This window comes from Leifsonia sp. NCR5 (assembly GCF_002105485.1).
In the GTDB taxonomy this organism is placed as follows: Bacteria; Actinomycetota; Actinomycetes; order Actinomycetales; family Microbacteriaceae; genus Leifsonia.
Map to the genome: position 1 here is coordinate 169,160 of NZ_NCSR01000005.1, position 18,966 is coordinate 188,125.

An 18,966-nucleotide genomic window follows, 5' to 3' on the forward strand; every position below is an offset into this window, starting at 1 on the left:
CGGCGCTAGGACGCCGCGAGCCTCCTCTTCTCCTCCTCCACGTCGTACTCGGGCGCTGGCCAGTCGAGGTTCATGCCTTCCAGGGCATCAATGAGCAGGTGCTGCACCGCCAGCCGGGCATACCATTTGCGGTCGGCGGGAACCACGTACCACGGAGCGCCGTCCGTCGAGGTGCGGTCGAAGACCACCTGGTACGCCGCCTGGTACTCGTCCCAGAGTTGCCGCTCGTCCACATCCCCCGGGTTGTACTTCCACTGCTTCTCCGGCCGCTCCAGCCGGTCGGCCAGGCGGGCGCGCTGCTCGTCCTTGCTGAGGTGCAGCATCACCTTCACGATCGTGGTCCCGCTCTCCCGCAGCTCCTCCTCGAAGCCGTTGATCGCGCCGTAGCGCCGCTCGATCTCGTCGGCGGGGGCCAGCTGCCGCACCCGCCCGATCAGCACGTCCTCGTAGTGCGAGCGGTCGAAGACCCCGACCTGGCCTGCGGACGGCACCTCGCGGTCCACGCGCCAGAGGAAGTCGTGCGCCAGCTCTTCCGGCGTCGGCTTCTTGAACCCGGCGTACCGCACCCCGCCGGGGTTGACCGCCCCGACGACATGGGAGACGATGCCGCCCTTGCCTGCCGTGTCCATCGCCTGCAGCACGAGCAGCAGGCTGCGCTTGTCGCCGACGGTGCCCGCCGCGTACAGCCGCTCCTGGAGGTCGGCGAGGATCCCGGCCCCCTCGGCGAGCGCCAACTCCCCGTCGGACTTGTGCCCGTCGAACCCGGGCTTCGCCGCCGCATCCTGAGCGTCCAGCCGGAAACCGGGACCGACGCGCAACGCGTCCTTCGGGTCCGTCGTCCAGTACCCTTCACGACCCACGGTGACCTCCTCGTTCGCGTGGGCCTCATCCTACGACCAGGTCAGCGACGGGATGCGGTGTCCACGACAGGGTCGAACGCCGAGGGCGGGTAGAACACGACCGTCGGCGCCGCTCCGCCGGGGAACGCATCCTCGAACTCCGCCTCTGCAGCAGAGTCGTCGAACGAGACGTCGAGGATCTCCCTCCACTGCCCGTCCGCCATCTGCTGCACCGTAGCCTCCCAGGTGACCCCCGGCGTCTCCTTCGCCTGCAGCCGGAAGTGGATGCCCACCGCCCTGCGGCGCTTCAGGAGCGACAGCAGGCCGCGGTAGACGGCGAACCGCTCCACCGTGGTGAACCACGGCTTCAGGCTGCGCACGAGCACGTCGGCGTTCCAGAGGATCGTCGTGGCGAACCCCGCCCGCGACTGGTAGACGTCGACCGCGATAACACCCGGGATGCGCCGGAGCGTCTGTCGGAGCGTCCCGCGCGTGATCCCCTCCTGCACCGTGCTGTGCAGGTAGAACGGCACGGACGGCTGCGGACCGAGGCCGCCCGTGCGCAGCATGGCGTGGTCGACGACGGTCTGGCCCTGGCCGAAGTACACCGCGAGCTCGTCGAGCATGGACGCGACGAGCGCATCCGGTGACTGCTCCTCGATGGCTTTCGCCGTATCCGCGTACGCCGTGGACTGGTGCAGCGCGCCGAGCCGGAAGCCGACGGGGAGCAGCGGGCCGGCCTTCACCGTGACGAAGCGGTCCGTCCCCTGCGCGGAGAGCGGCGGGCGCACCGGGTTCTCCCTGCCGTCGATGCGCGGGACGATGTCGAGCACGTGCTCGATGGCGAGCACCCGAACACCGTCCGGGATGTGCACCCGCCCGAGCGGGGTGCCCGCCACCACGAGATGCGCCACGGTGAGGCCGGCGCGGGTCGCACGGTCGGCAACCTGCGCCGCCACCATGCCACCGAGGCTGAACCCGGCGAGCAACACGGGCTCGCCCGGTCGGATGCCCGCATGCAGCATCGTCGCGATGGCGGCGCGGGTGGCGGTCGGCTCCTGCTCTGCGCCGATCACGAGATCGGCGGTGAGGTCGTTGGGGGCGGCGCCGGCACGCGGGTGCCAGGACTTGGTGCTCGGGAACTGGACGATCCAGTGCCGCAGCCCGTGCGCATCCACCCGGCTCGCCACACGGATGAGGCCCACGTCCGCCCGGTCGTCGAGGTCGGGGTCGCAGAGGTCGTCGATCTCACGCTGGCTGAGGAACACCTCGCGCAGACTCCGGATGCTGTGGCGGCGGAGCGCGCCGGCGGCCAGCCCCGGATAGCCGAGCGGGTCGGGATACGGCTGGAGGTCGAGGCCGAGGAGTCCCGCCGGCACATCCACCAGCCCCGGAGACGGCGTGTACTCGCGGGGCGCCTGCGGGTCGCGCCACCAGTCGAGGAAGTCCAGGATGTGCGGGAACGCCCCCGAGAGGAAGGCGTCGTAGCGGAGGATGTCCGCGTCGTGGCCGTCGCGCAGCAGCCCGCGTCTGCGCCCCAGATTCACCACCTTGCGCAGCACGGCGGGAAGCGTGAACACCGCGAGGTACGGGCGGGCACGCCAGCGCGCGGAGAACAGCCCGGCGATGCTCGTCGCCAGCAGCAGCGGTCCGAACAGCACCCCGGCGAGACGCGCGACGCCGCCGACGAGCCGCGGAGCGAGCTGCAGGTAGAGCGAGCTGCCCGCGAGCCGACGCGACCGGCGGGTCTTCGGCGGCAGCAGCCGGAACGGGTACGGGATGCGCTCCGCAAGCACGATCGCGAACCACACCCACGCGATCCCCGCCCAAAGCAGCCAGACGACCAGCGCGACCACGGCGACCGCCACACCGAGCACCAGTAGCACGAGCCCGGCGGCCACGGCCACCGGCACCCCGACCACCAGCCAGAGGACGAACAGCGCTGTCGCAGCAGCGCTCCTGCCGCGCCACGTGTGCGGTGGGATCTGCGGCAGCATGGCGTCAGCCTAACCCGCTGCCTCCGACAGACGGTGTCCGCAATGTATGCATTGGACCGGAATTGCTAGCGCCGTGCCCGACGCGAGCACTAGCGTGTGCTCAGATGCCGCATCGGGCGGCACGTCGGAAGGGCAATCAGACCATGTGGAACAACTTCTGGAACGTCATTTGGCTCATCTTCTGGGCCTTCGCGTTCATCGCATACCTGTTCGCACTGTTCGCGATCATCGGTGACCTGTTCCGCGACCGCGCGCTGAACGGCTGGTGGAAGGCGCTCTGGGTCATCTTCCTGATCTTCCTGCCCTTCCTCACGGCGCTCGTCTACCTGATCGCGCGCGGCCGCGGCATGGCGGAGCGCCAGGCACGGGACGTGCAGCAGGCTCAGTCGCAGGCGGACGACTACATCCGGCAGGTCGCCTCCGCCTCCCCCGCCGACGACATCGCCAAGGCCAAGCAACTGCTCGACCAGGGCGTCATCAGCGCCGGAGAGTTCGACGCGCTCAAAGCGAAGGCGCTCGGCAACAAGTTCTGATCGGCACGCTCCGAGTCCATCCGGGCGCGGCGTCCAGCACATCTGGACGCCGCGCCCGTCGTGCGTTCGCGCCCCCGTAGGCTATACTCATATTTGACATGGGAGACTTCACAGTGTGAACCTCCCGCATCCATCACCACAGCGATCTGCATCCCAGACGCTCCGATCCCACATCCGCGACATTCGTTCTCGCAATGGCTTGAATTCGAACTCGGCGGATGTAATATTCATGTATGCCTGTACCCATTACCGAGACCGTCAGCCCACGACGGCTCATCAGAGACGAAGTTTTCCTTCGCCTGCTCGACGCGATCGTCGACGGCGATCTCACCCCCGGCGAGCAGCTCTACGACGCTGAGATCGAGAAGTGGGTCGGGGTGTCCCGCACTCCGGTGCGCGAGGCGCTGAACCAGCTCGCGTCCATGGGCCTCGTCGAGATCATGCCGCAGAAGCGCACGCGCGTCACCCCGATCGACACCGTCCGCCTGCGCGGGCTCATCGAAACGGTCGGCACGCTCCTCCACGGCGTCGTCCGCGACTCCACCGCCCTCCTCACCGACGACGACAAGGCCACGCTGCGCGACTTCGCCGCCAGGGCCACCAGCGGAGACGACTTCGGGGCACTCATCCGAGACAAGTCGTTCGCCGACGACTTCATCAACGTCTACGTGCGCAGGCTCGACAACAAGACCGTCGCCCGCCTGCTCAACCGTCACCTTCCCGAGATCCGCCGGGCGCTCATCGCAGCCCCCAGCACCAGCGCCTTCGAGGCGAGCCTGCCGTACCTCACCACGATCGTGGAGGCGTCCGTCGCCGGCAACGCCGACAAGGCGGCCACCGCCGTGGACGGCTACTGGTCCGAAGCACTCGCTCAGCTCGTCGACGAGTTCGCCGCGCTCGAGAAGAAGGAGAACTGATGCCGCTCCCCGTCAAAGACACAGCGCCGGTCGAGCGTCAGCTCCTCCGCGATGTCGTGTACAACCGTCTCTACGACGGCATCCTCGACGGCACGCTCGAACCGGGTGAGACCCTCCTCGACGAGAAGCTGACCGCCTGGCTCGGCGTCTCCCGCACCCCGATCCGCGAAGCGCTGATGAAGCTCGCCGAGATCGGACTCGTCGAGATGGCCCCGAACCGGTACACCCGCGTCGCGCCGATCGACATGCGCGCAATCGACGAGGCCGTCTACATCTCCGGGCTCCTGCACGAGCGTGCGGCGCGCAACGCGGTCCCCGCGCTCGACAACGCGGCGGTCTCACGGCTCGACAAGCTGGCCAAGGAGGCGAAGAAGCTCGCCAAGTCCGGCGACCTCCCCGCACTCGGGCACGCGCTCAACGAGTTCTTCCTCGAATTCGAGCGGAACACCGGCAACGATGTCCTGGTGAGCGTGAGCGAGGGCCTCAGCCCGCAACTGCTGCGCTACATCAGCGTCTGGCAGCGCCCGTTCGACACCGACGACCTCCCCGCGCGCATCGCGGAGATCGCGGCGGCGGCGAAGGAGCGCGACGGCGAGAAGGCCGGCGACCTGGTCAAGGCCCTCTACGCCCCCTCGCACGCCCAGTTCCTCGCGGACTACCGCCGCACCGACGCCGAGATCGACGACACCCCCATCGTCTAGCTCCGACCCAAATAATCGAGTCCGGACTTATGCACGCGACACGCCGTGTCGGCCGTGCATAAGTCCGGACTCGATTGTGTTTCAGACGAGGAAGTCGACGGCGGAACGACCGCCGACCACCGACCGGATGTACGCGGCGACCCGCTGGTGATCCGGGTGGTCGACGTAGCGCTGCAGTGCATCCTCGTCGGCGAAGTCGCTGATCAGCACGACGTCGAAGTTGTCCGCGCTCAGCGCGTTCACCCCGACCTCCAGCGCGAGGATCTCCGGGATGGTCGCCGGCAGCGACTCCAGGCCGGCCTTCACGGCCGCGGCCTGCTCCGCACGCTCGGAATCATCCGAGGTGGCGAGCTTCCACGAGACGACATGGCGAATGGTCATCGGACCTCCAGGAGTGCGGTGCGGAGACGCGCAGGATCGACGCGCCAGTAGGTGTGGACCCTGCCATCGACGAGCACCACGGGGATGTCCTCGACGTACTGCGCGTGCAGCTCGGGCTCCTCCAGGATGTTCCGCTCGTCCACCACCACGGTCGGCGCTCCGGGAGGCAGGTCGCCGATCACGGCGCCGATCACCTCACGGGCGTCATCGCAGAGGTGGCACCCCGGCTTGCCGATCAGGGTGAGGGAGACGCTGGACACGCATCCAGCCTATCCGGATGCGGGCAGCCCGGCTCCGGGCAGCCCGGCTCCGGGCAGCAAAAAGCGTCGGTCCCGAGGGGCCGACGCTTGAGCTGCAGACCGAGGTCTACTTCTTGTTGCGACGCTGGTGGCGCGTCTTGCGAAGAAGCTTGCGGTGCTTCTTCTTCGCCATACGCTTGCGACGCTTCTTGATAACGGAACCCACGTAGACCTCACAAAGTTAGGGGGCTGGCCGCGGAATGCGCGGCGACACAAGCCAACAGTCTACCCGACGTCACGCTGTGTCGGCGACGTGATTCTCAAGAGCCTGTGTTACGGCCGATTCCGGCACCCGGAAGGAGCGCCCGAAACGGATGGCGGGGAGTTCCCCCGAGTGCACGAGGCGGTACACGGTCATGCGGGAGACGCGCATCATGTCGGCCACCTCGGCGACCGTCAGGAAGCGCACATCCGAGAGATCGCGTGCCATCTGCCAAGTCCTTCTTCTGCTGTCATGGTACTCGTGTGACACGAGTGGTGACACGAACTCTAGAACCCGCCGGGGCTCGCAGACAAGTGGAGGTCGTGCAGCGGTCAGTCGCGACGCCATTTGCGGGGCGTCACGCGCTCCACGGCGGTGGTCACCCGGTGGCCGGTGTCGGCGAGCACCTTGCCGACCGTGCTTGCGAACTCGCGCGTCTCGTCGGCCAGCTGGTCTTCGATCGCCGCGAGGTCGACATCGGATGCCGTGAAGGGAATGACCCAGTCCTCGACGGCCTCCAGGGGTGCAGCATCCAGCCGGTAGTAGCGGTGCTGTCCCTCCTCGCGCACCGAGACGAGCCCGGCCTCGCGCAGCACCTTGAGGTGCTTGGAGACGGTCGGCTGGCTCAATTCCAGTGTCGACACGATCTCGGAGACCGATATCTCTCCGGAGGAATGGACATCGTCGGCATGGCGGTCGAGAAGCACTCGCAGGATGTCGCGCCGCGTCGCATCCGCGATCACGTCAAAGATGTCGGCCATCACCCCAGGCTAGTCACTCGCCCAGCGGAGTACCATGTCCCAAGCTGTCGGCGGGAGGAACGGTCATGCGAGCGACACAGACGTCCGGGCGGATGAGCCTGACGCCGGCCGGTCGGATGCGCGACGGCATCAACGGTTTCGCGAGCAGGAGCCCTTCGCGGTTCGCGATCCTCGTCTTCACCCTGCTGATCCTGGTCTTCACGCTGCTCTTCTCGCTGCCGATCGCCACCACAGCCCGGTCGACCACCCCGCTCGCCGACGCGCTCTTCACCGCGGTCAGCGTCATCTGCGTGACCGGCCTCTCCACCGTGGACATGGCGACGCACTGGAGCGTCTTCGGCCACCTGCTGGTGTTCTTCGGCGTGCAGATCGGCGCGGTCGGCGTGCTGACGATGGCGAGCATCCTGGGCCTGGTGGTCTCGCGCAAGCTGGGGCTGCGCGCCAAGCTGATGGCCGCGAGCGACAGCAACCCGCTGCGCATCCACGCCGGCCCGGTGGCAGAAGGACAGGCCGTGCGGCTGGGCGAGGTGGGCAAGCTGCTCATCACGGTGGCCCTCAGCATGGTGGTGATCGAGGGCGTGGTCGGGCTTCTGCTGCTGCCCAGGATGCTGATCGCCGGGATCCCGTTCGGCACGGCGCTCTGGGAGAGCATCTACTACGCAGCGATGGCGTTCACGAACACCGGGTTCACGCCGAACGCTGAAGGTCTCGCCCCGTTCGCCGAGGACTTCTGGTTCCTCGGCGCGCTGATGATCGGCGTCTTCCTCGGGGCGATCGGCTTCCCGGTGATCCTCGCCATCGCGACGAACCTGCGCAAGCGTCGCCGCCGCTGGTCCATCCACGTGAAGCTGACGCTGGTGACCTCGGTGATCCTGCTGGTCGCCGGCGCCGTGCTCTACATCGTCCTCGAGGCGGACAACCCGAAGACGTTCGGCCACCTGGATGCCGGCCACACCGTCTTCCAGTCGCTGTTCCTGTCGACGATGGCCAGGTCGGGCGGGTTCTCCACGGTGCCGATCGACGACCTGCACGGCTCGAGCCTGCTGGTGACCGACATGCTGATGTTCATCGGCGGCGGGTCCGCATCCACGGCCGGCGGCATCAAGGTGACGACCCTCGCGGTGCTGTTCCTCGCGGCGTTCGCGGAGGCGCGCGGGGTGGAGTCGATGGATGCGTTCCGTCGCCGCATCCCGATCGACGTGCTGCGGCTCTCGGTGGCGGTGGCGCTGTGGGGTGCCACGATCGTGGCGGTGTCGAGCATCCTGATCCTGCAGATCACCAAGGCGCCGCTCGACCACGTGCTGTTCGACGTGATCTCCGCGTTCGCCACCTGCGGCCTGTCGACCGGCCTGACGGAGAAGCTGCCGGATGCGGGGGTGTACGTGATGGCGGCCACGATGTTCTGCGGGCGCGTTGGTACAGTGACACTCGCCGCGGCGCTCGCCCAGAGCCAGCGCAAGCAGCTGTACCAGAACCCTGAGGAGAGGCCGCTCGTTGGTTGACCGGATCAAGCACAACGCTCCCGTCCTGGTGATCGGGCTAGGGCGCTTCGGCGCAGCGACCGCGGGAGAGCTCGACCGGCTGGACCGCGAGGTGCTCGCCATCGACACGGACGCCGGGCTGGTGCAGAAGTGGGCGGACAGGGTGACGCACACGGTGCAGGCCGACGCCCGCTCGATCGAGACGCTGCGCCAGATCGGGGCGGAAGACTTCTCCATCGCCGTCGTCGCTGTCGGCTCGTCCATCGAGGCGAGCGTGCTCATCACCGCCAACCTGGTCGACCTCAAGGTGCCGCAGATCTGGGCCAAAGCGATCTCGCAGTCGCACGGCAAGATCCTGGAACGCATCGGCGCCAACCACGTCATCTACCCGGAGGCGGAGGCCGGCGAGCGCGTCGCCCACCTGGTCTCCGGCCGGATGCTGGACTTCATCGAATTCGACGACGACTTCGCCCTGGTCAAGATGTACCCGCCGAAGCCCATCCGCGGCATCAACCTCACCGAGTCCGGCGTGCGCACGAAGTACCACATCACCGTCGTCGGCGTGAAGAGCCCCGGCAAGCCGTTCACCTACGCGACGGCGGACACCGTGGTCTCCAACCACGACCTCATCATCGTCTCCGGCTCCTCCTCCGACATCGAGCGCTTCGCCGCCCTCGACTCCTGACCGGCGCCGCGCTGCGGCACGACGAGGGGATGCGGCTCACGCGTGAGCGGGCGTCAGTTCCTGGGCGAACATGACGAGGATGTCGCTGGGGCCGCGCAGGTAAGTGAGCGTGTAGAAGTCGCCGTAGGTGGCCACGCCCCGGAGCGGGTGGTACCCGTACGTCGCGGCGATCGCGAGCGACGCGTCGATGTCGTCGACGGTGAATGCGACGCGGTGCATTCCGATCTCGTTCGGAAGGGTCGGTGTGGTCTCGATGGCATCCGGGTGGATGTACTCGAAGAACTCGAGCCGGCCGTGGCCATCCGGTGTCTGGAGCACGGCGATCTTGGCGTGGTTGCCGTCGAGTCCGACGGCGGTGTCGGCCCATTCGCCGCTGACCGTGTCGCGCCCCAGAATCGAGAGGCCGAGGTCGGTGAAGAAGGAGATCGCTTCCTCGATGTCGCGGACGGCGATGCCGACGTTGTCGAGTCTGATGGTCATTTGCTGTTCACCTCGTAGCGGAGAAGGACGACCCCGTTCTCGAAGCCGGTCGCCTCGATCAGGGACAGGTCCTGGCGGTCCTGGAAGAAACGGCGTCCGGCGCCGCGTGTCGTCGGGCAGACCAGCAGCCGGACTTCGTCGATGAGGCCTTCGTCGAAAAGGGATTGCATGAGCGTCAGGCTGCCCCACAGCCAGAGGTTCTTGCCGCCCCGACCCTTGAGCTCACGGATCGTCGCCGCCGGGTCGGCGACCACCGTCGCTGCAGGGAAGTCTCCCCACGGGGCGTCGTCGAGCGTGGTGGAGGCGACGTACTTGGCGAGTTCGTTGAGTTTGCGCCCGTACTCGCCCTGGTCGTCGGCGGTGGCCCATCCCGTGGACTGCGTGTACGTCGTGGCGCCGAGGATCATCGTGTCGACGGACTCGATGAGGTTCATGGCACTGTCCTGGAACGGGGTTCTCGTGCCGTCGTCGAAGGGTTCGCCGGAAACGAAGCCGAGGCCCCCGTCCTCTTCGGCGACGATGTTGTCGAGCGTGACCCACTGCTGGGCGATCAATTTTCGCATTGCTGTTGTCCTTTCACTGATGGAGGAGAGGCTGGCCGACCGGCCCTGAGTGGGCGGCCCGGCCAAGACCCGGGATGAGCATCACCGAGACCGCGATCGAGGTGAGACTCAGCAGACCGATCGCCAGCCCGGTCTGCACGATCTCGGCGAGGCCACCCGCCACTGCTGCGGCGACGCCTTGGAAGGCGACCCGGGCGGATGACTCTGCTCCCAAGATCTGTCCGGTGAGCTCATGCGGAGTCACCGCGACGAGGAGCTCTTGCTGGCCGAGCGAGGCCGCGTACCCGATCGATCCGATCGCAACCATCACGGCCGCGACAGGGATCGGCGGCTGCAGGACGAAGACCAGGAACGGAACAGGGAGCAGCAGCCGCAACCACTCGGTGCCGACCCGTCGTGAGCGCTCGGTCAGCACCCGGCCCATGAGGACGTCCCCGGCGAGCATTCCTGCGGCGCCGGCCACAAAGAACGCGGCCGCTGCTGACGGCGCGTACGAGACGAAGAGGGCCTCGCATCCAGCCACCAGGCCGTTCGGGACACAGAGCGCGATCAGAAGCCACCGGGTGGACGGCTGACGCAGGAGCAGCGTGTTGGCCGCCCACGTCGCCCCGAAACCGGGCCGTCCGGAACGCCGCGGCGGGTGCGACCCGATCCCGAACCAGCTCACCAGCGCGGCCACTGCGGAGCAGCCCGTCGCGAGCCAGAAGATCGCGGTTGGAGCCCACAGAACCGACAGAACACCGCCGAGAGCGAAGCCGACCACTTGCATCACGCCGACCGAGACGTTCATCGCCGAACGGGCGAGCGCGTAACGGTTCGCCGGCACGACGTCGGCCAGCAGCCCCCAGCGGGCGCCGCTGGCGAGAGACAGGACCACCGAGGTGCACACCACGATCGCGAGGCGCCCCACCGGTGCGACATCGAACACTGCCTGCGCAGTGAACGCGATCGCCATCGCCGCCCCCGACGCTGCCAGCAGTACTCGCGGAGGCACCGTGTCGACGGCCGACATGAGCGCGCTCGCCCCGAACAGCTGCGCGAGCGAGGGACCGAACACGACCAGCGCGGTCAAGAACGCGGAACCGGTTTCGGTGTGCACGAGAAGACCGAGAGCCAGCCCGGCCATCGAGGTCGACGCCGTCCCCAGTGCGCTTCCGGCCCACAGGGCACGGAACTCGCGGTCGAGGAACAGCCGGCCGTAGCCGGCTCCCGCCTCGCTCGATCTGGTCATGCTTCGATGCTCGCCGCATCCATAAAATCGATCAAGGCAATGATTTGCTGGAATCCATCGGTATGGTCGATGAATGGAGATCAACCAGCTCCGCGTCATCGACGCCATCGCCCGCACCGGATCCCTCACCGCGGCCGCGGAGGAACTTCACTACGCCCAGGCCTCGGTCAGCCATCACCTGGCCAGACTGCAGGAGCACGTCGGCGCAGCACTCACCGTGCGCCGCGGCCGCGGAATCGTGCTCACCCCGGAAGGGCAGCTCCTCGCATCCCGCGCCCGCGACATCCTGCGACGACTGGACGAAACGCAGTCCGAGGTCACCGCGCTCAGCCGCCAGCTCCGCAGCAGACTGCGCATCGCCGCGTTCCAGTCGGCGCTTCTCGAACTCGTGCCCCCGGCGCTCCGTCGCCTGCAAGACGACTACGATGACATCGCTCTAGAGCTGCAGGAGAGCGACCCCATCGACTCGATGGGGCTCCTGCGCCGGAACGAGGTGGATGTCGCGGTAATGCACCGCCCGGATGACGCGCCCATCGGTGACGAGTTCGCCGCGGTCAAGCTCTACGACGACCCGATCTACTTGCTGAGCACCACCCCGGACGACCGCGTCGCCAACCACCGCGACTCCAGCTGGATCGCCGGATGCGAGCGCTGCCAGGCCGGCATCGAAGCCGTCTGCCTCGCCGCCGGCTTCCAGCCCAGGGTCTCGCTGCGCACAGAGGACATCAACGTCCAGGCATCCTTCGTCGCCGCGGGACTGGGCGTGGTCACCATGCCAGGGACAGCGCTCCGCTCACTCGACATGACCCGACTCGCCGCCACCGCCCTCCCCGGCATGAAGCGCAGAGTCTGGGCGGTCGCCCGCGCGTCCGACGGCGCAGGGATCGCCTACGACTTCATCCAGGCCACGGCCGCCGCCGTCGCGGCGGCGGGCCTCAACACGTCAGGGTTCGATCAGGAATGACCCGCCGCGGCGACTAGGAGGCGGCGAGCTCTCGGGAGCGGGCGAGGGCGGCGTCGGTGGCCCGGGTGAAGAGGGAGGCGAGGTCGGCGTCGGCGAGGACGGCGATGGCGCGCTCCGTGGTGCCGCCCGGGCTCGTGACGCGGCGGCGGAGCTCTGCGGGGTCCTCACCGGAGGAGACGAGGAGCTCCGAGGCGCCGAGGAAGGTGCCGTTGACCAGGGTCGCCGCCTGCTCCGGCGTGAAGCCTTTGGCGACGGCGGCGGCGGTGAGCTGCTCGATCAGGAAGAACACGTACGCCGGGCCGGAGCCGGAGATGGTGCCGAGCGCATCCAGCTGGGACTCGGGGACCTCGACCACCTCGCCCACCGTCTCGAACAGCGCGCGCACCAGCGCGAGGTCGTCCGGCCGCGTGCGGTTGCCTCCGCTGATGCCGGTGACCGCCTTGCCGACCACCGCTGGGGTGTTCGGCATCGACCGCACCACGGTCACGGTCTGCGGGAGCAGCGACTCGAACGTCGCCGTCGTCACGCCGGCCGCGACGCTCACGACCACGGCGCCGGGGGTGAGGGATGCGCCGATCTCGCGCAGCAGGTCCGGCACCATCGCCGGTTTCACGGCCACGATGACGATTTCGGCGCCGTCCACGGCGAGGCGGTTCGCGTCGGCCTTCGTCTCGGTGGCGTACGCGGTCACCCCTGCTGTGCCGGAGAGTTCCGCGGCGCGCGCCGCCGAGCGGTTGGTCACCCGGATGCCGCCCTGGACGGTGACGCCGGGCGCGAGGAGGCCGCTGAGGATGGCGCGGCCCATGGAGCCTGCTCCGAGCATGGCGATCGTCGGGAGCGTGACGTTCTGCGTGTCGGTCATGCTCGCCATCCTAGGATGTTGCCATGAGCGCATCGGGTGGAACCAGGGCAATCGTCGCGGCCTTCGCCGCCAACCTCGGGATCGCCATCACGAAGTTCATCGCGTGGGCCTTCTCCGGCTCGTCGTCGATGCTCGCGGAGGGCGTCCACTCGGTAGCGGACTCCGGCAATCAGCTGCTCCTGCTGCTCGGCGGACGCCAGGCGAAGAGGAAGGCGGACAAGGAGCATCCCTTCGGCTACGGCCGCGAGCGCTACGTGTACGCGTTCGTCGTCTCGATCATCCTCTTCTCGGTCGGTGGCGTGTTCTCCCTGTACGAGGGCATCGAGAAGCTGACGCACCCGCATCCACTCGAGAACTGGTGGCTTCCGCTGCTGGTGCTGGTCATCGCGATCGGCCTGGAGTCGTTCTCGCTCCGCACGGCGGTGCACGAGTCCCGCCCGCACAAGAAGAGCATGTCGTGGCCGCAGTTCATCCGCCGCGCCAAGGCCCCCGAGCTGCCGGTCGTGCTGCTCGAAGACGTCGCGGCGCTCACCGGTCTGGTGTTCGCGCTGCTGGGCGTCGGCCTCACGATCATCACGCACAACGGGGTGTGGGATGCGATCGGCACTCTCCTCATCGGCGCGCTGCTGATCACCGTGGCGGTCATCCTGGGCATGGAGACGAAGAGCCTGCTGGTGGGCGAGGGCGCGAGCGACGAAGACGTCGCGGCCATCGAGAAGGCGATCCTCGACGGCGACGAGGCCGAGCGCATCATCCACATGAAGACGCTGTACCTCGGGCCGGACGAGCTGCTGGTGGGCGTGAAGCTCGCGATCTACGGCGAGCGCAGGCTCTCCGAGGTCGCTGCGGCCATCGACAGCGTCGAGCGCCGCGTCCGTGCCGCCGTGCCGTCCGCGCGCGTCATCTACATCGAACCGGATGTGTGGATCGACCCCAACGAGAAGCACCCGGCCACGGACGCCATCGTCATCAAGGGCCTCGAATGACCCGCCGCGCCGTCGTGCTGCAGCACGACCCCACCATCCACCTCGGCAACATCGGGCCGGTGCTGGCCGAGCACGGCTACGAGGTCAGCGTGGTCGACGCGACGACAGAGGATCTGACGGCAGTGGATGCGGAGACGGCCGACCTCCTCGTCATCCTCGGCGGCGAGATGGGCGCATACCAGACGCGCGAGTTCCCGCACTTGGCGCACGAGCAGGCCCTCATCAGGCAGAGACTCGACACCGAGCTCCCGACGCTCGGGGTGTGCCTCGGCGCGCAGCTCATGGCCGGCGCCCTCGGCGAGCGCGTCTACAAGGGCGGCACGATGCAGATCGGGTTCCGCAGGGTCGAGCCGACGGCGGCGGGAGCGGAGTCGCCGATCAGGCACTTCGACGGCGTCCCCGTCGTGGAGTGGCACGGCGACACGTTCGACCTGCCGGAGCGCGCGACGCTGCTGGCCTCCTCGAGCGACTACTCCAACGAGGCGTTCGCCATCGGGGACTTCGCCCTCGCCGTGCAGTTCCACCCGGAAGTGACCGACGAGATGCACGAGCGCTGGGTGTCCGACGGGTACAACGAGCTGGACGAGCACGCGATCGACCCCGACGCCATGCGCCGCGACCGCGAGCAGTACTCGGCGGCGATGCAGGCCGCATCCCGTGCCGCGTTCTCGGAGTGGCTGGCGCAGCTGCCGTAGCGCGCCGCCGCCTGCGTCCGTGCCGCCCGCGCCGCCGCCGCGCCCTCAGCGCTTCGCGCGGAAGAAGTCCAGCAGCAGGTCGGCGCAGTCCTCGGCCAGCACGCCCGCGTACACCTCGACCCGGTGGTTCAGCCTGCGGTCGCGCAGCACGTCGTACACCGACCCCGCCGCCCCAGCCTTCTCGTCCCAGGCGCCGAACACCACGCGCGGCACCCGGGCGGCCAGCACGGCGCCCGCGCACATCACGCACGGTTCGAGGGTGACGACGAGCGTGCATCCCTCCAGGTGCCAGTCGTCCCTGGATGCTGCCGCCTCGCGCAGCGCGAGCACCTCCGCGTGGGCGGTCGGGTCGTTGCGCAGCTCGCGCTCGTTGCGGCCGGTCCCGATGACCTCACCGTGCTCGTCGACGACCAGCGCGGCGACCGGGACGTCGCCGGTGTCGAAGGCGAGCCGTGCGTCGGCGATGGCGCGGCGCATCCACTGCTCGTAGTCGTCAGGGACGGCCAAACTCACGCGGGCTCCTCACGGGGGAAACGTCGGTTAGCCTTGAGCCTATGCGAGTGCACGTTGCCGACCACCCCCTCATCACCCACAAGCTGACGGTGTTGCGCAACAAGCACACCCCGTCTCCGGTGTTCCGCGCGCTCACCGAGGAGCTCGTGACACTGCTCGCGTACGAAGCGACCCGCGCCGTCAAGGTCGAGCCGGTCGAGATCGAGACGCCGGTCACCACCACCACGGGCGTCGCCCTCAGCGAGCCGCGTCCGCTCGTCGTCCCCATCCTGCGCGCAGGGCTCGGGATGCTCGAGGGCATGGTGCGCCTGATGCCGACCGCAGAGGTCGGCTTCCTCGGCATGGCGCGCAACGAGGTGACGTTCGAGCCGACCACGTACGCGGAGCGCCTGCCGGACGACCTCTCCGACCGCCAGTGCTTCGTGCTCGACCCGATGCTCGCTACGGGAGGCTCGCTCGGCGCCGCCATCGAGTTCCTGTTCAAGCGCGGGGCTGTCGACGTCACCGCCATCTGCATCCTTGCCGCCCCGGAGGGCATCGCCGCCCTGGAGAAGGCGACGGAGGGCCGCGACGTGACCATCGTGCTCGGCGCCCTCGACGAGCGCCTCAACGAGAACGGCTACATCGTGCCCGGCCTCGGCGACGCCGGCGACCGCCTCTACGGCACGGTCTGACCCATCCACCCCTGCTGACGGCAGCGACGAATGCGACAGAGACGTCGCAACATTCCGTAATGATTTGACACGGGCCGTCACGGGACGCTTTACTTCAATGCATGACTGACAACTCGCGTACCCTGACCTCCTTCGAGGCCCCTGGGGATGCCGGCATGATGATGCCCGGCCGCGACTCGGTCATGTGTTGCCGAATGTGTCGCTAATCTGACGACCCTTCGCCGAGCCAGCCGCCCGCCGACCCACTGAGTCGGGACAGGGCTACCAGCTCCCCGGATGCGCCACACTCACGCATCCGCACACCGGCCGCTCTCAGGCCCAACACACACTCGCGAATCCTCGCACCCCGCCACCTACCTGTACACGTCGAACGTTTCGACGCCACCGGGGACGCCGTATCCGGCAGGGGATTCACCGCATCATCGCAAAGGACCCATCCCATGTCTCTGGCAACCATCGACACCGCTTACTCCCCCAGCCGTCACCTCGCGGCAGCCCCGGCTCCCGCAGCAGCGGTTCCGACGCCGGCCGCCGCCCCCGCCGTCCCCGCCACCCAGATCCGCGCCGTGCCGAACGGCACCGAGGCCCGCGGATTCGTCCTCTACGTCGGCATCGACGAGGCCAAGGCCGCTGCAGCCGGCACCGACCTCGGCCGCATCGTCGAAGCCCTGAAGCGCCTCACCGCCGAGATCGCACCGTCCGCAGAGACGTACGCCGCCGTCGCACTCGCTCCAGAAGGAGCCGGTGGACGCGACGTGGATGTCGTCCGCCTCGCCCTGCAGGACCCCTCCGCCATCGCCAAGCACCGCCACCAGGTGACGCCGGACGAGGACGAGGACCGCGCATCCGGTGGCGTCGTCGTCGACATCTCGCGCAAGCGCCTCCTCCTCGACAACCAGACCGCCGCGCTCACGTACAAGGAGTTCGAGCTCCTTCAGTACCTGGTGCTGCGCGAGGGCCGCACCATCGAGCGCGCCGAGCTGATCTCGTCGCTGTGGGGCTCCGCGGACGACGAGGTGCCGAACGAGCGCACCATCGACGTCCACGTGCGCCGCCTGCGCTCGAAGCTCGGACGGTACGAGGACATCGTCCGCACCGTCCGCGGCGTCGGCTACCGCTTCGACCGTCACGCCGACGTGTCCATCCGGCACGCGTCCGCCCCCTCCCCCGACCTGTTCTAAGCCGCCACGCCATCGAGTCCGAAGTTCTTCACGGTGCCACTCGGCGTGGCGCGTGAATAACTTCGGACTCGATTGTTCGGGTCAGGCGGAACGCTGGTAGGCGCGGAAGGCCGAGGTGGCGAGAGCGGCCATCACGACCGTGAGCGCGGCGAGCAGGCCGACGTGCAGCCAGAGCGACGACCAGTCGGGATGCGCGGAGAGCGCCTGACGGCCGACGATCACCGCCCACTCGAACGGGTTGTACGCCGCGACGTTCTGCACCCACTCCGGTGAGAGCTTCGTGTTCATGATCGCGGAGCTAAGGAACATCAGCGGCAGCGTGATCAGCTGCGAGATGCCGATCAGCGCCGTCTGCTCCTTCGCGAGCAGGGCGACCGCGTTCGAGAGCGAGCAGAACACCGCCGTCAGCAGCACCACCGCGAGCAGCAGCAGCACGATCCCGGTGAACCCGCCCTCGAACCGTGCCCCGGCCCAGAACGCGATCCCGAGCACCACGAGCGACTGCACCACGGCCAGGATCGACTGGTAGACGAGGGTGGACACGATCATCGCCGGACGGCTGGTCGGCGACGTGAGGAACCTGTCCATCACACCCCGCTGCATGTCCTGGATGTAGACCGTGCCCGACCACGCGCTGCCGAACAGCGCCATCATCATCACGATCCCGGGCGTGAGGAACTCCAGATAGCTCTGCCCGTTGCCGAAGCCCGGGATCTGCACGACAGCCTTGAACAGCTGCCCGAACAGCAGCAGCCAGATGATCGGCTGCACCAGGTTCATCACGAGGAACACCGGCATCCGCCAGGCAGCGCGCAGCAAGCGCGCGGTCAGCACGGCGGTGTGGGTGAAGAACGACGGCCCGGACGCCGTGCGCTCCGAGTGGATCCTGGTGGGGGCAATGGCGGTCATGATGCGTTCTCCAATGCTGCGTCCTGCGCGGTCTCCTGAGCTTTCGTGAGGGTGCGGCCGGTGTGCCGCAGGTAGACGTCGTCGAGGCTCGGCCGAGCGAGGGTCGCGGACGCGACGGCGATGCCTGCTGCCTCGAGCGCTGCGAGCGCGAGCGGGAGCGTGGCGGCGCCGCTGTCTGCGCGGGCGCGCAGGGTGCGGCCGTCGCCGCCGACCTCACTCAGCGCATCCACTCGTCCGAGGGCGGTCAGGGCCGCGAACGGGTCGGCGTCTGCGGTGAGCTCGACGATCACGGCGTCGCCGCGGAGGTCGTTCTTCAACTCCTCCGGGGTCCCGGCCGTCACGACCGTTCCCCTGTCGACGATGGCGAGCCGTTTGGCGAGCCTGTCCGCCTCCTCCAGATAGTGCGTGGTGAGCAGCACGGTCATGTTCTCGAACGCGGTCATCCGCTCGATCTCCGCCCACAGTTCCGCCCGCGCCTCCGGGTCGAGGCCGGTGGTCGGCTCGTCCAGGAACAGCACCGCCGGACGGTGCATCAGGCCGATGGCGACGTCGAGCTTGCGGGACATGCCGCCCGAGTACGTCTTCACCTGGCGGGTGGCGTGCTCCGCCAGACCGAACCGGCCGAGCAGCTCTGCGGCCCGTGCGCGCGCATCCCGACCGGACAGACCCTGCAGCCTGCCGGCGAGCACCAGGTTCTCCGCGCCGGTGTCCGTCGGATCCGCGACGGACTTCTGCGCCACGAACCCGATCGAACGGCGCACCCTGCCCGGATGCCTGGCCACGTCGATGCCCGCGACGATCGCGCGGCCGGAGTCCGCACGCGCGAGCGTCGAGAGGATCTTGATGGTGGTGGACTTGCCCGCGCCGTTCGGGCCGAGCAGCCCGAAGACGGTGCCGGTCTCAGCGGTGAAGCTGAGGCCGTCGACGGCGCGCACGGGCGGCTTGCCCCTGCCGGCCGGGTAGGACTTTCTGAGATCGTCGGCGATGAGCGCCGACGGATATTCGGTTGTCACGATGGCTTCCTTTCGAGTGAAGCCGTTCGTGAGAGACCCGCGCGATACCATTGGAAATGGACCCTCGGTGACTGTTGACGCAGGTTCCTCACGGAACGA

General features: G+C 68.4%; 24 protein-coding genes. 10 read left to right on the forward strand and 14 right to left on the reverse strand.

From position 1 onward, the window contains the following. Positions 1–5 precede the first annotated feature (5 nt). Positions 6–860, reverse strand: coding sequence for a polyphosphate kinase 2 family protein (locus tag B7438_RS06580; RefSeq protein WP_085368755.1), 855 nt, complete (start codon positions 858–860; stop codon positions 6–8). 41 nt (positions 861–901) lie between these two features. Beyond that, positions 902–2,836, reverse strand: a complete 1,935-nt coding sequence (locus tag B7438_RS06585) for a thioesterase domain-containing protein (RefSeq protein WP_085368756.1) — start codon at positions 2,834–2,836, stop codon at positions 902–904. Between the two features lie 143 nt (positions 2,837–2,979). Between B7438_RS06585 and B7438_RS06590 the strand changes: the two genes are divergently transcribed. From B7438_RS06590 to B7438_RS06600, 3 genes are all read left to right on the forward strand, one after another. Further along, complete coding sequence (locus tag B7438_RS06590) at positions 2,980–3,369, forward strand: SHOCT domain-containing protein (protein WP_085368757.1); 390 nt, start codon at positions 2,980–2,982, stop codon at positions 3,367–3,369. Positions 3,370–3,602: 233 nt separating this feature from the next. After that, positions 3,603–4,286 carry a GntR family transcriptional regulator gene (locus B7438_RS06595; protein ID WP_085368758.1) on the forward strand — a complete coding sequence of 228 codons (684 nt, stop codon included), beginning with the start codon at positions 3,603–3,605 and terminating at the stop codon, positions 4,284–4,286. Then, positions 4,286–4,987 carry a GntR family transcriptional regulator gene (locus B7438_RS06600; RefSeq protein ID WP_085368759.1) on the forward strand — a complete coding sequence of 234 codons (702 nt, stop codon included), beginning with the start codon at positions 4,286–4,288 and terminating at the stop codon, positions 4,985–4,987. Before B7438_RS06595 ends, B7438_RS06600 begins: the two co-directional genes overlap by 1 nt. Positions 4,988–5,068: 81 nt before the next feature. Here the strand turns inward: B7438_RS06600 and B7438_RS06605 are convergent, their stop codons facing one another. The 5 genes from B7438_RS06605 to B7438_RS06625 form a co-directional block, all read right to left on the reverse strand. Continuing rightward, on the reverse strand, positions 5,069–5,368 hold the full coding sequence (locus B7438_RS06605; RefSeq protein ID WP_085368760.1) for a Dabb family protein: 300 nt from the start codon (positions 5,366–5,368) through the stop codon (positions 5,069–5,071). Continuing rightward, positions 5,365–5,628, reverse strand: a complete 264-nt coding sequence (locus B7438_RS06610; RefSeq protein WP_085368761.1) for a glutaredoxin family protein — start codon at positions 5,626–5,628, stop codon at positions 5,365–5,367. Before B7438_RS06610 ends, B7438_RS06605 begins: the two co-directional genes overlap by 4 nt. A 106-nt stretch (positions 5,629–5,734) precedes the next feature. Beyond that, positions 5,735–5,833, reverse strand: coding sequence for a 30S ribosomal protein bS22 (locus B7438_RS06615; RefSeq protein WP_003792170.1), 99 nt, complete (start codon positions 5,831–5,833; stop codon positions 5,735–5,737). Between the two features lie 69 nt (positions 5,834–5,902). Then, positions 5,903–6,097: a helix-turn-helix domain-containing protein gene (locus tag B7438_RS06620; protein ID WP_085368762.1), complete on the reverse strand. Its 195-nt coding sequence runs from the start codon at positions 6,095–6,097 to the stop codon at positions 5,903–5,905. 104 nt (positions 6,098–6,201) lie between these two features. Further along, positions 6,202–6,630, reverse strand: a complete 429-nt coding sequence (locus B7438_RS06625; RefSeq protein WP_085368763.1) for a helix-turn-helix transcriptional regulator — start codon at positions 6,628–6,630, stop codon at positions 6,202–6,204. A 65-nt stretch (positions 6,631–6,695) separates the two neighbouring features. Here B7438_RS06625 and B7438_RS06630 point away from each other — a divergent pair, with 65 nt between their 5' ends. Next, complete coding sequence (locus B7438_RS06630; RefSeq protein ID WP_085368764.1) at positions 6,696–8,132, forward strand: TrkH family potassium uptake protein; 1,437 nt, start codon at positions 6,696–6,698, stop codon at positions 8,130–8,132. Further along, positions 8,125–8,796, forward strand: coding sequence for a TrkA family potassium uptake protein (locus B7438_RS06635; protein WP_085368765.1), 672 nt, complete (start codon positions 8,125–8,127; stop codon positions 8,794–8,796). Before B7438_RS06630 ends, B7438_RS06635 begins: the two co-directional genes overlap by 8 nt. A gap of 36 nt (positions 8,797–8,832) precedes the next feature. Here B7438_RS06635 and B7438_RS06640 read toward each other — a convergent pair whose 3' ends face one another. From B7438_RS06640 to B7438_RS06650, 3 genes are read right to left on the reverse strand one after another with little or no spacing between them, the layout of a single operon-like run. Beyond that, positions 8,833–9,276 (reverse strand): VOC family protein, encoded by a 444-nt coding sequence (locus tag B7438_RS06640; protein ID WP_085368766.1) that lies wholly within the window; start codon positions 9,274–9,276, stop codon positions 8,833–8,835. Then, on the reverse strand, positions 9,273–9,839 hold the full coding sequence (locus B7438_RS06645) for a dihydrofolate reductase family protein (RefSeq protein ID WP_085368767.1): 567 nt from the start codon (positions 9,837–9,839) through the stop codon (positions 9,273–9,275). Before B7438_RS06645 ends, B7438_RS06640 begins: the two co-directional genes overlap by 4 nt. 13 nt (positions 9,840–9,852) lie before the next feature. Continuing rightward, positions 9,853–11,070, reverse strand: a complete 1,218-nt coding sequence (locus tag B7438_RS06650) for an MFS transporter (protein WP_085368768.1) — start codon at positions 11,068–11,070, stop codon at positions 9,853–9,855. 73 nt (positions 11,071–11,143) lie between these two features. Here B7438_RS06650 and B7438_RS06655 point away from each other — a divergent pair, with 73 nt between their 5' ends. Continuing rightward, positions 11,144–12,034 (forward strand): LysR family transcriptional regulator, encoded by an 891-nt coding sequence (locus B7438_RS06655; RefSeq protein ID WP_085368769.1) that lies wholly within the window; start codon positions 11,144–11,146, stop codon positions 12,032–12,034. Between the two features lie 13 nt (positions 12,035–12,047). Here the strand turns inward: B7438_RS06655 and proC are convergent, their stop codons facing one another. After that, complete coding sequence (gene proC, locus B7438_RS06660; protein ID WP_085368770.1) at positions 12,048–12,896, reverse strand: pyrroline-5-carboxylate reductase; 849 nt, start codon at positions 12,894–12,896, stop codon at positions 12,048–12,050. A 23-nt stretch (positions 12,897–12,919) separates the two neighbouring features. Here proC and B7438_RS06665 point away from each other — a divergent pair, with 23 nt between their 5' ends. Both B7438_RS06665 and B7438_RS06670 read left to right on the forward strand, forming a co-directional pair. After that, the gene (locus B7438_RS06665) at positions 12,920–13,882 is read left to right on the forward strand and encodes a cation diffusion facilitator family transporter (RefSeq protein WP_085368771.1); all 963 of its coding nucleotides are present in this window, start codon (positions 12,920–12,922) and stop codon (positions 13,880–13,882) included. Further along, entirely contained in the window at positions 13,879–14,577 is a 699-nt protein-coding gene (locus B7438_RS06670; RefSeq protein ID WP_085368772.1) for a glutamine amidotransferase, read from the forward strand. The genes B7438_RS06665 and B7438_RS06670 overlap by 4 nt, the downstream gene beginning before the upstream one ends. A 45-nt stretch (positions 14,578–14,622) precedes the next feature. On the opposite strand, the gene tadA is transcribed toward B7438_RS06670, so the two are convergent. Then, positions 14,623–15,090, reverse strand: coding sequence for a tRNA adenosine(34) deaminase TadA (gene tadA / locus B7438_RS06675; protein WP_085368773.1), 468 nt, complete (start codon positions 15,088–15,090; stop codon positions 14,623–14,625). A gap of 41 nt (positions 15,091–15,131) precedes the next feature. On the opposite strand from tadA, the gene upp reads away from it, so the two are divergent. Both upp and B7438_RS06685 read left to right on the forward strand, forming a co-directional pair. Further along, positions 15,132–15,764 (forward strand): uracil phosphoribosyltransferase, encoded by a 633-nt coding sequence (gene upp, locus B7438_RS06680; protein ID WP_085368774.1) that lies wholly within the window; start codon positions 15,132–15,134, stop codon positions 15,762–15,764. Between the two features lie 440 nt (positions 15,765–16,204). Continuing rightward, positions 16,205–16,945: a winged helix-turn-helix domain-containing protein gene (locus B7438_RS06685; protein ID WP_085368775.1), complete on the forward strand. Its 741-nt coding sequence runs from the start codon at positions 16,205–16,207 to the stop codon at positions 16,943–16,945. A gap of 81 nt (positions 16,946–17,026) precedes the next feature. Here B7438_RS06685 and B7438_RS06690 read toward each other — a convergent pair whose 3' ends face one another. Both B7438_RS06690 and B7438_RS06695 read right to left on the reverse strand, forming a co-directional pair. After that, positions 17,027–17,854, reverse strand: coding sequence for an ABC transporter permease (locus B7438_RS06690; RefSeq protein ID WP_085368776.1), 828 nt, complete (start codon positions 17,852–17,854; stop codon positions 17,027–17,029). Further along, entirely contained in the window at positions 17,851–18,867 is a 1,017-nt protein-coding gene (locus B7438_RS06695; protein ID WP_085368777.1) for an ABC transporter ATP-binding protein, read from the reverse strand. The genes B7438_RS06690 and B7438_RS06695 overlap by 4 nt, the downstream gene beginning before the upstream one ends. Positions 18,868–18,966 lie beyond the last annotated feature (99 nt).